This window comes from Geodermatophilus sp. Leaf369 (assembly GCF_001424455.1).
GTDB lineage: Bacteria > Actinomycetota > Actinomycetes > Mycobacteriales > Geodermatophilaceae > Klenkia.
In genome coordinates, this window is sequence record NZ_LMQA01000003.1 from 106,664 (window position 1) to 118,922 (window position 12,259).

General features: G+C 75.2%; 12 protein-coding genes. 4 read left to right on the plus strand and 8 right to left on the minus strand.

Annotated elements, in window-relative coordinates; all coding sequences use genetic code 11:
• Positions 1-19: 19 nt before the first annotated feature.
• From ASG36_RS14920 to ASG36_RS14930, 3 genes are read right to left on the minus strand one after another with little or no spacing between them, the layout of a single operon-like run.
• Positions 20-1,153 (minus strand): cystathionine gamma-lyase, encoded by a 1,134-nt coding sequence (locus ASG36_RS14920; RefSeq protein WP_055765509.1) that lies wholly within the window; start codon positions 1,151-1,153, stop codon positions 20-22.
• Positions 1,150-2,145, minus strand: coding sequence for an NAD(P)H-dependent glycerol-3-phosphate dehydrogenase (locus ASG36_RS14925; protein WP_055765512.1), 996 nt, complete (start codon positions 2,143-2,145; stop codon positions 1,150-1,152). The genes ASG36_RS14920 and ASG36_RS14925 overlap by 4 nt, the downstream gene beginning before the upstream one ends.
• On the minus strand, positions 2,142-2,954 hold the full coding sequence (locus ASG36_RS14930; RefSeq protein ID WP_055765515.1) for a 1-acyl-sn-glycerol-3-phosphate acyltransferase: 813 nt from the start codon (positions 2,952-2,954) through the stop codon (positions 2,142-2,144). The genes ASG36_RS14925 and ASG36_RS14930 overlap by 4 nt, the downstream gene beginning before the upstream one ends.
• Positions 2,955-3,020: 66 nt before the next feature.
• Between ASG36_RS14930 and cofC the strand changes: the two genes are divergently transcribed.
• From cofC to ASG36_RS14945, 3 genes are read left to right on the plus strand one after another with little or no spacing between them, the layout of a single operon-like run.
• A complete protein-coding gene (gene cofC / locus ASG36_RS14935) occupies positions 3,021-3,638 on the plus strand; it encodes a 2-phospho-L-lactate guanylyltransferase (protein WP_055765518.1) in 618 nt (205 codons plus the stop codon).
• Positions 3,639-3,675: 37 nt separating this feature from the next.
• Complete coding sequence (locus ASG36_RS14940) at positions 3,676-5,748, plus strand: RNA degradosome polyphosphate kinase (protein WP_200944510.1); 2,073 nt, start codon at positions 3,676-3,678, stop codon at positions 5,746-5,748.
• The gene (locus ASG36_RS14945; protein ID WP_055765524.1) at positions 5,732-6,661 is read left to right on the plus strand and encodes an NUDIX hydrolase; all 930 of its coding nucleotides are present in this window, start codon (positions 5,732-5,734) and stop codon (positions 6,659-6,661) included. Before ASG36_RS14940 ends, ASG36_RS14945 begins: the two co-directional genes overlap by 17 nt.
• Before the next feature lie 4 nt (positions 6,662-6,665).
• On the opposite strand, the gene ASG36_RS14950 is transcribed toward ASG36_RS14945, so the two are convergent.
• From ASG36_RS14950 to leuC, 3 genes are read right to left on the minus strand one after another with little or no spacing between them, the layout of a single operon-like run.
• Positions 6,666-7,226 carry a copper resistance CopC family protein gene (locus tag ASG36_RS14950; RefSeq protein WP_055765527.1) on the minus strand — a complete coding sequence of 187 codons (561 nt, stop codon included), beginning with the start codon at positions 7,224-7,226 and terminating at the stop codon, positions 6,666-6,668.
• Positions 7,227-7,267: 41 nt separating this feature from the next.
• Positions 7,268-7,867, minus strand: coding sequence for a 3-isopropylmalate dehydratase small subunit (gene leuD, locus ASG36_RS14955; protein WP_055765530.1), 600 nt, complete (start codon positions 7,865-7,867; stop codon positions 7,268-7,270).
• Positions 7,867-9,279 (minus strand): 3-isopropylmalate dehydratase large subunit, encoded by a 1,413-nt coding sequence (gene leuC, locus ASG36_RS14960; protein ID WP_055765531.1) that lies wholly within the window; start codon positions 9,277-9,279, stop codon positions 7,867-7,869. The genes leuD and leuC overlap by 1 nt, the downstream gene beginning before the upstream one ends.
• Before the next feature lie 61 nt (positions 9,280-9,340).
• On the opposite strand from leuC, the gene ASG36_RS14965 reads away from it, so the two are divergent.
• Entirely contained in the window at positions 9,341-10,054 is a 714-nt protein-coding gene (locus tag ASG36_RS14965) for an IclR family transcriptional regulator (RefSeq protein ID WP_055765534.1), read from the plus strand.
• A gap of 18 nt (positions 10,055-10,072) precedes the next feature.
• Here ASG36_RS14965 and galK read toward each other — a convergent pair whose 3' ends face one another.
• Positions 10,073-11,167, minus strand: coding sequence for a galactokinase (galK, locus tag ASG36_RS14970; RefSeq protein WP_055765537.1), 1,095 nt, complete (start codon positions 11,165-11,167; stop codon positions 10,073-10,075).
• Complete coding sequence (galT, locus tag ASG36_RS14975; RefSeq protein ID WP_055765541.1) at positions 11,164-12,237, minus strand: galactose-1-phosphate uridylyltransferase; 1,074 nt, start codon at positions 12,235-12,237, stop codon at positions 11,164-11,166. Before galT ends, galK begins: the two co-directional genes overlap by 4 nt.
• Between the last annotated feature and the right edge of the window lie 22 nt (positions 12,238-12,259).

A 12,259-nucleotide genomic window follows, 5' to 3' on the forward strand; every position in this document is an offset into this window, starting at 1 on the left:
GGACACTATCGGCCCCCGGTCACCGCAGGGCGTCCAGCGCGGCCGTCAGGTCGGCCACGAGGTCGGCGGTGTCCTCGATGCCGCAGGAGAAGCGCACGAACCCGTCGGGGACGGCGTCCCCGCCCCACTGCGCGCGCCGGTCCACGGTGGAGTGCACGCCCCCGAAGCTCGTCGCGGCCAGCCACAGCTCGCTGTGCCGCACCAGGGCGTGCACCGCGGCCTCGTCGGCCAGCGTCGCGGACACCACGCCGTTCATCCGCAGCATCTGCCGGGAGGCGAGCTCGTGGGAGGGGTCACCGGGACGCCCGGGCCAGCGGACCCCGGTGGCCGCCGGGTGGGCGGCCAGCAGCTCGGCGACGGCGGCCGCGGTGGTGGCCTGGCGGGTGAGCCGCAGGTCCAGCGTGCTCATCGACCGGTGCGCCAGCCAGGCGTCGAAGGCCCCGGGGCCGTTGCCGGTGCGGTCGCGCCAGGCCTTGAGCCGGGTCTGCAGCTCCCGGCCCCGCTCGGTGCGCGCGGTGGACACGTGGCCCATCAACAGGTCGCTGTGGCCGGTGAGCGCCTTGGTGTCGGCGCCGAGGGTGATGTCGGCGCCCAGCTCCAGCGGCCGCTGGCCCAGCGGGGTGGCGGTGGTGTTGTCCACCGCGAGCACCGCGCCGGCCGCCTGCGTCGCCGCGGCGACCGCGGCGATGTCGCAGACGTCCAGCTCGGGGTTGGACGGGGTCTCCAGGAGCACGAACGCCGCGCCTTCGAGATCGCCGCGGGCGGCCACCTCGGCGATCTCCAGGGTGGGCACCTGGTCGACCTGCACGCCGAAGCGGGCCAGCTCGCCGGTGCTCAGCGCCCGGGTCTGGTAGTAGCCGTCGCTGGGGATGACGATCCGGTCGCCGGCCCCCACCACGGCGAACACCGCGGCGCTGATCGCGGCCATGCCGGTGGCGAAGGCCAGGCAGTCCCCGCCGTCGAGGTCGCCGACGGCCTCCTCGAACACCCGCAGCGTGGGGTGTCCCGGCCGGGCGTAGAAGTCGGCGGCGTAGGGGTCCTCGCCGAGGTGGTAGGGCGCCGCGAAGACCGGGCTCGGGCGCAACGGGGCCCCCGGCACGACCGGACCGTCCCCGCCCCGCACCACCCGGGTGCCGTCGGACCAGCTGCTCACTCGCTCTTCGCCTCTCGTCCCATGATCTCGCGCACCATGTCGGCGGCGGTCTCGCCCTCGTGGCAGACCCGCACCACGGCCTCGGTGATCGGCACGTCGACGCCGTGCGCCCGGGCCAGGTCCAGCACCGACCGGCAGGACTTCACGCCCTCGGCGGTCTGCCGGGTCCCGGCGACCACCTCGGCCACGCTCGCCCCCCGCCCGATCTGCTCGCCGAACGTGCGGTTGCGCGACAGCGGCGAGGAGCAGGTGGCCACCAGGTCGCCCAGCCCGGCGAGCCCGGCGAAGGTCAGCGGGTCGGCCCCGAGCGCCAGGCCCAGCCGGGAGGTCTCGGCGAGCCCGCGGGTGATGAGCGAGGCCCGGGTGTTGTCCCCGAACCCCAGCCCCTCGGCCATGCCGGCCGCCAGCGCGATCACGTTCTTCACCGCGCCACCCAGCTCGCAGCCGACCACGTCGGGGTTGGTGTACGGGCGGAAGTACCGGGTGTGGCAGGCGGCCTGCAGGGCCGCCGCGCGGGCGGTGTCGGTGCAGGCGATCACGGTGGCCGCGGGCTGCTGGTCGGCGATCTCCCGGGCCAGGTTGGGGCCCGACAGCACCGCCACCCGGTCGGGGCCGGCGCCGGTGACGTCGCAGACCACCTCGCTCATCCGCCGGGTCGAGCCCAGCTCGATCCCCTTTATCAGCGACAGCAGCGTGGCGTCGGGTGGCAGCAGCGGGGTCCAGGCGGTCAGGTTCTCCCGCAGCGTCTGCGACGGGATGCTGAGGACGACGACGTCGGCCCCCGCGAGCGCCTCGGCCGGGTCGGCGGTGGCCCGGACCCGGTCGGGCAGCCGCACCCCGGGCAGGTAGTCGGCGTTCTCCCGGTCGGCGGTGATCGAGGCGGCCAGCTCGGGGCGGCGGGCGTACAGCGCGACGTCGGTGCCGGCGTCGGCCAGCACCTTGGCGAACGTCGTCCCCCAGCTGCCCGCGCTCAGCACCGCGGCGCGGGTCACGCGACCCCGGTCTCGGGGCCGCCGGGGAGGTCCCCCGACGTCCGCCGGGTGGGGCGGGGGTGCACGAGGGCCGGCGGCTGCTCGCCGCGGACCTCCCCCAGCTGGTCGCGGACGCGGGCCATCAGCAGGTCGGTCACCTCTCGGAGCAGGTCGGCGGTCAGCGGGCGCCCGTCGCGCACCTGGGCCCGCAGCGCGGACAGGTCGACGGGCTCGCCCACCAGGTACTCGGCCGGGGCGCGGAAGCGCAGCCGCAGCTGCTTCGCGTGGTAGTCGTGCACCCGGTGCGGCCCCCACTGGGCCAGCGGGACCACGGCGGCGTCGGTGGTCAGCGCCAGGCGGGCCACGCCGGTGCGGGCCTGCATGGGCCACCAGTCGGGGTCGCGGGTCACCGAGCCCTCGGGGTAGATCACCACGAGCTCGCCGTCCTCCAGGGCCTGCCGGGCGGCCCCCACCGAGGAGCGGGCGTCGGCCGAGCCCCGGGAGACCGGGATCTGGCCGGCGGCCCGCAGGATGGTGCCGGCCAGGCCGGTGAAGACCCCGTCCTTGGCCAGGAACCGCGGCACCCGGCCGGCGTCGTAGACCAGCATCGCGCAGGCCAGCGGGTCGAGCACCGAGACGTGGTTGGCCACCAGCAGCACGCCGCCGGTGGCCGGGATGCGCTCGGAGTGCCGGAACCGCAGGCCGTACAGCACGGAGGCGACCGGGCCCACGACGGTCAGGCTCAGCCGCAGCGCCCAGTTCAGCGGCGGGCGGGGGCGCCAGCGCCGCCGCGGCCACGAGCCCCCCGGGGCCGCGAGTTGGGTGCTCACCGCCCCAGTCTGCCCCGTCCCCCGAGCCGGACCGCCGATCGGTGGCCGTGTGGCAGCGTGGGAGGTGTGCAGCGCTGGTCGGTGGTGGTCCCGGTGAAGCCGCTCGGGCTCGCCAAGACCCGGCTGGGTCCGGCCACGACCCGGGCCGCCCACGAGGACCTGGTGCTGGCCCTGCTCGGCGACACCCTCGAGGCGGCACTGGCCAGCCCCGCCGTCGGCACGCTGTGGGTGGTGACCGACGACCCCCGGGTCGCCGCCGCGGCCGCCGGGGCCGGTGCCCGGGTGGCGCCCGACGTGCCCGCAGCCGGCCTGAACGCGGCACTGGTGCACGGGGCGCGGACCGCCGGCGGCTCCCGGGTGGCCGCCATGCACGCCGACCTCCCCGCGCTGCGCACGACCGAGCTGACCGGCGCCCTGGCGGCCGCGGGGCACCACCGGCGCGCCTTCGTCGCCGACGCCGAGGGCACCGGGACGACGCTGCTGGCGGTCACCTCCGGCGACCTGTCGCCGGCGTTCGGTCCGGGGTCGGCGGCCGCGCACGCCGCCGGCGGCGCGGTGCCCCTGACCGGGGACTGGCCCGGGCTGCGCCGCGACGTCGACACCCCGGCGCACCTGGTCGACGCACGCGCGCTGGGCACCGGTCCGCGCAGCCGGGCGGACGCCCGGCCCGGCGCGTGCGCGTGATCGTCTGCCGTTCACCCGCGTGCGGCACGATGACGGCGTGTCCGAGACCCAGACCCCGCCGCAGACCGACACGGTGCTGCACGCCGACCGCTTCCTGAACCGCGAGCTGTCCTGGCTCGACTTCAACGCCCGGGTCCTGGAGCTGGCCGAGGACGACGGGGCGCCGCTGCTGGAGCGGGTCAAGTTCCTCTCGATCTTCGCGAGCAACCTCGACGAGTTCTTCATGGTCCGCATCGCCGGTCTCAAGCGCCGGCAGAACACCGGCCTCACCGTGCGCTCCCCCGACGGGCTCACCATCCGGGAGCAGCTGCACCGGATCGCCGAGCGCACCCAGGACCTCGTCGCCCGGCACGCCGCGGTGTTCGTGGAGGACGTCGGGCCGCGCCTGGAGGAGCACGGCATCAAGATCGTGCACTGGGGCGAGGTGGCCGACGGCGAGGCGATGCGGCTGCGCGAGTACTTCCGTGACCAGGTCTTCCCGGTGCTCACCCCGCTGGCGGTGGACCCGGCACACCCCTTCCCCTACATCTCCGGGCTCTCGCTGAACCTGGCCGTGTCCGTGCGCGACCCCGAGACCGGCGCGCCGCGCTTCGCCCGGGTGAAGGTGCCCGACAACGTGCCGCGCTTCGTGCCGGTGGCGACCACCGAGGACGAGTCGGTGTTCCTGCCGCTGGAGGACCTCATCTCCGCGCACCTCAACCAGCTCTTCCCGGGCCTGGACGTCATCGACCACCACCTGTTCCGGGTGACCCGCAACGCCGACGTCGAGGTCGAGGAGGACCGCGACGAGGACCTGCTGCAGGCCCTGGAGCGCGAGCTGGCCCGCCGCCGGTTCGGTCCCGCCGTCCGGCTCGAGGTCACCGAGACCATGGACCCGCAGATCCTCGACGTGCTGCTGCACGAGCTCGAGGTCTCCCCCAGCGACGTGCTGCACGTGCCGGGTCTGCTCGACCTGGCCTCGCTGATGGCCCTCTACGGCCTGGACCGGCCCGAGCTCAAGGACGAGCCGTTCGTGCCGGCCACCCACCCGCGGCTGTCCGAGGGCGAGACGCCCAAGAGCGTGTTCGCGACGCTGCGCGAGGGCGACGTGCTGGTGCACCACCCCTACGACTCCTTCGCCACCAGCGTGCAGCGGTTCATCGAGCAGGCCGCCGCCGACCCGCTGGTGCTGGCGATCAAGCAGACGCTGTACCGCACCTCGGGTGACTCCCCGATCGTGCAGGCGCTCATCGAGGCCGCGACCGCCGGCAAGCAGGTCGTCGTCCTGGTGGAGATCAAGGCCCGCTTCGACGAGGAGGCCAACATCAGCTGGGCCCGCTCGCTGGAGCGCGCCGGCTGCCACGTCGTCTACGGCCTGGTGGGTCTCAAGACGCACTGCAAGACCGCGCTGGTGGTCCGCCGGGAGAACGGCGTGCTGCGCCGCTACTGCCACATCGGGACCGGCAACTACAACCCGAAGACCGCCCGGATCTACGAGGACCTCGGCATCCTCACCGCCGACCCGCGGGTGGGCGCCGACCTCACCGACCTGTTCAACACCCTCACCGGCTACTCCCGGCAGACCACCTACCGGTCGCTGCTGGTCGCCCCGCACGGCATCCGCGCCGGCCTGGTGGAGAAGATCCGCCGGGAGGCCCGGCACGCCGCCGAGGGCCGCGCCTCGGGCATCCGGATCAAGGTGAACTCCCTCGTCGACGAGGAGCTCATCGACGCCCTCTACGAGGCCAGCAACGCCGGGGTGCCGGTGGAGCTGTGGATCCGCGGGATCTGCGCGCTGCGCCCGGGGGTGCCCGGGATGAGCGAGAACATCCGGGTGCGCTCGATCGTGGGCCGCTTCCTGGAGCACTCCCGGGTGTGCACCTTCCTCAACGACGGCACGCCGGAGTGGTGGCTGGGCAGCGCCGACCTCATGCACCGCAACCTGGACCGCCGGGTGGAGGTGCTGCTGCGGATCGGTGACGAGCAGGCCCAGGCCCAGCTGGAGCGGATGTTCCAGAACGCCATGGCGCCGGAGACCCGCAGCTGGCAGCTGCGCGCCGACGGCAGCTGGGAGCGCACCGGCGAGCGCGACCACCAGGCGATGATCATGGCCGGTGAGCTCGCTGGCTGAGCGCCTCACCCCGGCCGCCGGGGGCGCGCTCTGGCGGCGTGGTCCCGGCGGGGTGCTGGAGACCGCGGTGGTGCACCGGCCCAAGTACGACGACTGGTCGTTGCCCAAGGGCAAGCTGGACGCCGGGGAGCACCCGCTGCAGGCCGCCGTCCGCGAGGTCGTGGAGGAGACCGGGCTGCAGGTCGCCGTCGGCCGGCGCAGCGTGCAGACCCGGTACACCCACCGGGCCGGCCCCAAGCGGGTCGACTACTGGACGATGCAGCACGTCGCCGGGGACTTCGTGGTCAACGACGAGGTCGACGAGCTCCGCTGGCTGCCCGTGCCCGAGGCCAGCCGGCTGGTCACCCACCCGCACGACGCCGCGGTGCTCACCGACCTGGCCCGCGCCGACGTGCCCCGGACGCCGACCCTGCTGCTGGTGCGGCACGCCAGCGCCGGGGAGCGGTCGGACTTCGACGGCCCGGACGACGACCGCCCGCTGGACGCCCGCGGCCGCTCGCAGGCCCGCCGGCTGGCCCAGGTCCTCACCGCCTTCGGTCCCACCGAGATCCTGTCCGCTCCCCCGCTGCGCTGCCGGCAGACCGTCGCCCCGCTGTCCCGGGCGCTGGGCCTGCCGGTCGGCGAGGTGCCCGAGCTGGGCGAGGACGGCTTCGGCGCCGACCCGGAGGCCGGGCTGGACGTCGTCCGTCGTCTGCTCGAGCCGCGCAGCACCCCGGGGGTGACCGTGGTGGCCAGCCAGGGCGGCGCCATCCCCTCGGTGCTCATGGCGCTGGGGGTGCAGCACGCCACCACCGGCGGTGCGCTCTGGCCGCCGGCGGCCAAGGGCAGCGTGTGGGTCCTCGGTGGTCGCCCGGGGGCGCTGCTGGCCGACTACTACCGGGACTTCCCGGTCGACCCGGACGCCCCGGCCTGAGGGGTCAGCGGCGGCGGCGGAGTGCGAGCGTGCCGCCGCCGGCAGCGAGCACCACGACGCCCACGGCGACCAGGGCGGCGGTGCTGCTCCCGCCCTCGTCGTCCTCGGTGCTGGCCGCGGCCTCGCTCGGCCGGGCCTGCTCCGGTGTCGTGGTGGCGGGCGCTGCCGTGGTCGCCGGCGCGGCCGTGGTGGGCACCGGGCCGGCGTAGCCGAAGGCGACCGTGCCCTCCAGCCGGTGGCCGTCGGCGGAGGTGACCGCCCAGGTGACGATGTGCGGGCCGGTCGCCGTCGGCGCCACCGGCACGGTGACCACCGCGCCGTCGGCGGTGGCCTCCCCGGTGGCCACCGCTGCCCCGTCCGGGCCGGCCACGGTCACCTCGGGCCCCCGGACGGCGGCGCTGAACGTGAGCGTGACGGCCGCCAGCGGCTCGGTGACCGTGCTGCCCTCGGCCGGGGTGGACGCGGTCAGGCCGGTGTGCGCCTGGGCGGTGCCGGCGGCGGTCAGCCAGGCGGCCAGCGCGAGCAGGAGGACGAGGACGGACCGGCGGGGTCGGGAGGTGGACACGGGTGTCCAGTCGCCGCCCGACCCCGCCGGGTTCCCGACGGTCAGACGACCGGCAGGGTCCGCGGCAACCAGGCCGGGCGGGCGGCCTCGAAGGCGGTCACGTCCTCGAGGTGCCGCTCGGTGAGACCGACGTCGTCCAGGCCCTCCAGCAGCCGCCAGCGGGTGTAGTCGTCGATGTCGAACCCGACCGTCCGATCGGCCCAGCGGACCTCCTTGGCGACCAGGTCGACGGTCACCTCGAGGGTGGGGTCGGCCTCGCTGGCGTCCTGCAGCGCCTCGACGTCGGCCGCGGGCAGCTGCACGGTGAGCAGCCCGGACTTGGTCGAGTTGTTGCGGAAGATGTCGGCGAAGCGGGCGCTGACCACGACCCGGAAACCGCCGTCGAGCAGCGCCCAGTTGGCGTGCTCGCGGGAGGAGCCGGTGCCGAAGTCCGGGCCGGCGACCAGGATCGAGGCGCCGGCGTACTCGGGCTTGTTGAGCACGAAGTCCGGCTCGTTGGTCCGCCAGGCCACGAACAGCCCGTCCTCGAAGCCGGTGCGGGTGATCCGCTTGAGGTACTCGGCCGGGATGATCTGGTCGGTGTCGACGTTGGTGCGCCGCAGCGGGGCGGCGGTGCCGGTGTGGGTGGTGAAGGCGTCCATCAGAGCGCTGCTCCCTGCAGGTCGGCCGGGGCGGTGAGCTTCCCGGTGATGGCCGTGGCGGCCGCGACGGCGGGCGAGACCAGGTGGGTGCGCCCGCCCTTGCCCTGCCGGCCCTGGAAGTTGCGGTTGGACGTCGAGGCCGACCGCTCCCCCGGGGAGAGCTGGTCGGGGTTCATCCCCAGGCACATCGAGCAGCCCGCACCGCGCCACTCGGCCCCGGCGGCGGTGAAGACCGCGTCCAGGCCCTCGGCCTCGGCCTGCTGCTTGACCCCGATCGAACCGGGGACGACGAGCATCCGGGTGTCGGCGGCGACGTGGTTGCCGCGCAGCAGCTCGGCGGCGACCCGCAGGTCCTCGATCCGGCCGTTGGTGCACGAGCCGAGGAACACGGTGTCCACGCTGATGTCCCGCAGCGGGGTGCCGGCGGTCAGGCCCATGTACTCCAGCGCGGACTCCGCGGCGGCCCGGTCACCGGCGTCGGCGATCTGCGCCGGGTCGGGCACCGAGGCGCCGATCGGCAGGCCCTGGCCGGGGTTGGTGCCCCAGGTGACGAACGGGGTGAGCGACGCGGCGTCGATGACGACCTCGCGGTCGAACACCGCGTCGTCGTCGGTGCGCAGCTGCGCCCAGGCCTCGAGGGCGGCGTCCCAGTCGGCGCCCTGCGGGGCGTGCGGGCGGCCGGCCAGGTAGTCGGCCGTCGTCCGGTCGGGGGCGATGAGCCCGGCGCGGGCGCCGGCCTCGATCGACATGTTGCAGATGGTCATCCGCGACTCCATCGACAGCGCCTCGATCGCGCTGCCCCGGTACTCGATGACGTGGCCCTGCCCGCCACCGGTGCCGATCTCGGCGATGACGGCCAGGATGACGTCCTTGGCGCTGACGCCCAGGGGGAGCTCGCCGTCGACCCGGACCGACATCTGCTTGGCCGGGCGCTGGGGCAGCGTCTGGGTGGCCAGCACGTGCTCGACCTCGCTGGTGCCGATGCCGAAGGCCAGCGCGCCGAAGGCGCCGTGCGTGGAGGTGTGACTGTCCCCGCAGACGATCGTCATGCCGGGCTGGGTGAGCCCCAGCTGCGGGCCGATGACGTGCACGATGCCCTGGTCGCGGTCGCCCATCGGGGCGGTGCGCAGGCCGAACTCCGCGGCGTTGTCGCGCAGGGCCTGCACCTGGGCCCGGCTGACCGGGTCGGCGATGGGCGCGAGCAGGTCCGTGGTCGGGACGTTGTGGTCCTCGGTGGTCATCGTGAGGTCCGGACGGCGCACGGTGCGCCCGGCCGCGCGCAGGCCGTCGAAGGCCTGGGGGCTGGTGACCTCGTGGACGAGGTGCAGGTCGATGTAGAGCAGGTCCGGTTCGCCCTCGGTGCGTCGCACCACGTGCTGTTCGTAGACCTTCTGCGCCAGGGTCTGCCCCACGGCTGCGCCTCCTGTGTCCGGTGACTTGCCATCCCACTGTGCGGGATGAGAGTGTCAGCTCGTGGGACAGCCTAACCCCGTTGCCGTGTTGGACAAAGCCGTCGCGATCCTGCACGCCGTCGCGGCCGAACCGGCCACCCTCGCCGAGCTGGTGGCCCGGACCGGACTGCCCCGGGCCACCGCGCACCGGCTCGCCGTGGCCCTGGAGGGCCACCGTCTGGTGCGGCGCACCCCCGACGGCTCCTGGACCCCCGGCCCGGTGCTGGCAGAGCTCGCCCGCGGCGGCGCCGACCGCACCGAGCAGCTCGCCGGCGCGGCCACCCGGCACCTGGTCGCGCTGCGCGACCTCAGTGGCGAGAGCGCCCAGTTCTACGTCCGGGACGGCTCGGTGCGGGTCTGCGTCGCCGCTGCCGAGCGGCTCTCCGGGCTGCGCGACACCGTGCCCGTCGGCGCCCGGCTGCCGATGACCGCGGGCTCCGCGGCCCACGCGCTGCTCGCCTTCGCTCCCGCCGACGAGGTCACCCCGCTGCTGTCGGCGGCCAGCTTCACCGCCCGCACCCTGCTCGACGTCCGCCGCCGGGGCTGGGCGCACAGCGTGGCCGAGCGCGAGCCGGGTGTCGCCTCGCTGTCCGCCCCGGTCCGGGACGGCGCCGGCGGGGTGCTGGGCGCGGTGTCGGTCTCGGGCCCGGTCGAGCGGCTGGGCCGCCGGCCCAGCCCCGCGGTGGTCGGCGCCGTCCTCGACGCCGCCGTCGCCATCGGCCGCGCCACCCGCTGACGCGAAGGGCGCTTCTCGTCAGCTGAGGCGGTGGGCTCCCGGGCCGGGGACGGCGACGAAGGTGCGGTAGGTGCCGCCGGCGGGCTGGACGGCGGCGGTGACGGCGTCCAGAGACCCCGTGTCGACCAGCACGATCGCGCTGCCGCCGAAGCCGCCGCCCACCATGCGCGCGCCGTGCGCGCCGGCGGCCAGCGCGGTGTCGACGACGGCGTCGAGCTCGGGGGTGGAGATCTCGAAGTCGTCGCGCAGCGAGGCGTGCCCGGCGGTGAGCACGGGGCCGATCGCCCGGGGGTCGCTGCCGTCGGTGAGCAGCCGGACGACCTCGAGCACCCGGTCGTCCTCGGTCACGATGTGCCGGGCGCGGCGGCGCAGCACGTCGTCGGCGATCGTCGCGACGGTCTCCACGGTGGCGTCCCGCAGCGCGGTGACCCCGAGGTCGGCGGCGGCCGCCTCGCACTCCCGGCGCCGGTCGCCGTAGCCACCGTCGGCGTGGCTGTGGGTGTGCCCGGTGTCGACCACCAGCAGCGCCAGGCCGGCCGCGGCCAGGTCCAGGGGCACGTGGGCGGTGGAGCGGTCCCGGGTGTCCAGGAAGAGCGCGTGACCGGCCCGGCAGAGCAGCGAGGCCGACTGGTCGAGGATCCCGGTGGGCGCGCCGACGAAGTCGTTCTCGGCCCGCCGGGCGACGTCGACGAGGTCGTCCACGGCGAGGTCCGGGCGGAGCAGGTCGCGCAGCGCCAGGGCCACCGAGCAGGTCACCGCGGCCGAGGACGACAGGCCGGCGCCGGCCGGGACGTCGCCGTCGACGAGCACCGACAGCCCGCCGGGCAGCTCGAACTGGGTGGCCACGCCGGCGACGTAGCCGGCCCAGCCCCCGGGGTTGCCCGGTCGCAGCTCGGTCATCGGCAGCTCGACGTGCACGCCGGGCTGCTGCACCGACGCCACCGAGAGCAGTCCGTCGGTGCGGCGCCCGACCGAGGCCAGCACCCGGTGCGGCAGGGCGATGGGCAGCACGTAGCCGCCGTTGTAGTCGGTGTGCTCGCCGATCACGTTGGCCCGGCCGGGGGCCAGCCAGACACCCTCGGGGTCGGCGCCGAACAGCTCGCGGAAGGTCACGGCAGGACCACCTGGCGCAGCTCCTCCGCGACGCCCTCGGGCGAGGTGTCGGAGACGAAGGCGCCCATCCCGGACTCCGAGCCGGCCAGGTACTTCAGCTTCCCCGGGGCGCGGGTGAAGGAGAACAGCTGCAGGTGCAGCCACCAGTCCTCGCGTCCCTCGTGCACCGGGGCCTGGTTCCAGGAGGAGATGTAGTTCATCGGGGCCTCGAAGCGGTGCGCGAACCGGCCCAGCACGTCCAGGTACAGCTCGACGAAGGCGTCCCGCTCGGCGTCGGTGAGCGCCGCGACGTCGGGCACCCGACGGTGCGGGAAGAGCTGGAGCTCGTAGGGCCAGCGGGCGGCACCGGGCACGAACGCCGTCCAGTGCTCGTTGGCCGCGACCACGCGGGGGCCGGTGCGCTCGGCGGCGAGCACGTCGGCGAACAGGTCGCCGTCGTAGGCCCGGGCCTGGGCCAGGACCCGCTGCACCCGGGGGGCGAGGAACGGGTAGGCGTAGACCTGCCCGTGCGGGTGACCCAGGGTCACCCCGATCTCCTCGCCGTGGTTCTCGAACAGGAACACCTGCTCCACCCCCGGCAGCGCCGACAGCACCTCGGTGCGCTGCGCCCAGGCGTCGACGACCAGCCGTGCCCGCTGGGCACCCAGGTCGGCGAAGGAGCGGTCGTGGTCGGCGGTGAAGACGATGACCTCGCAGCGGCCCTCCCCGGGCCGCAGGGCCACCAGCGGGTTCCCCTCGGCGTGCGTGGGCACGTCCCGGTCGACCTCGGTCGACAGCGAGGGGAAGCGGTTCTCGAACACCGCGACCTGGTAGTGGGCCTCGGGCACCTCGGTCGCCCGCTCCGGGGTCGAGGGACACAGCGGGCACTGGTCGGTCGGCGGCAGGAACGTGCGGGTCTGCCGGTGGGCGGCGATGACCACCCACTCCCCCAGCAGCGGGTCCCAGCGGACCTGGGAGCGCGTCGCCACCGGCGGGAGGTCCCGCGGGTCGACGGCGTCACGGGACACGGGCGCGTCGTCGAAGTAGACGATCTCGCGGCCGTCGGCGAGGTGGCGGGTGGTGCTGATCACGATTGTGAACGCTAACACCCGC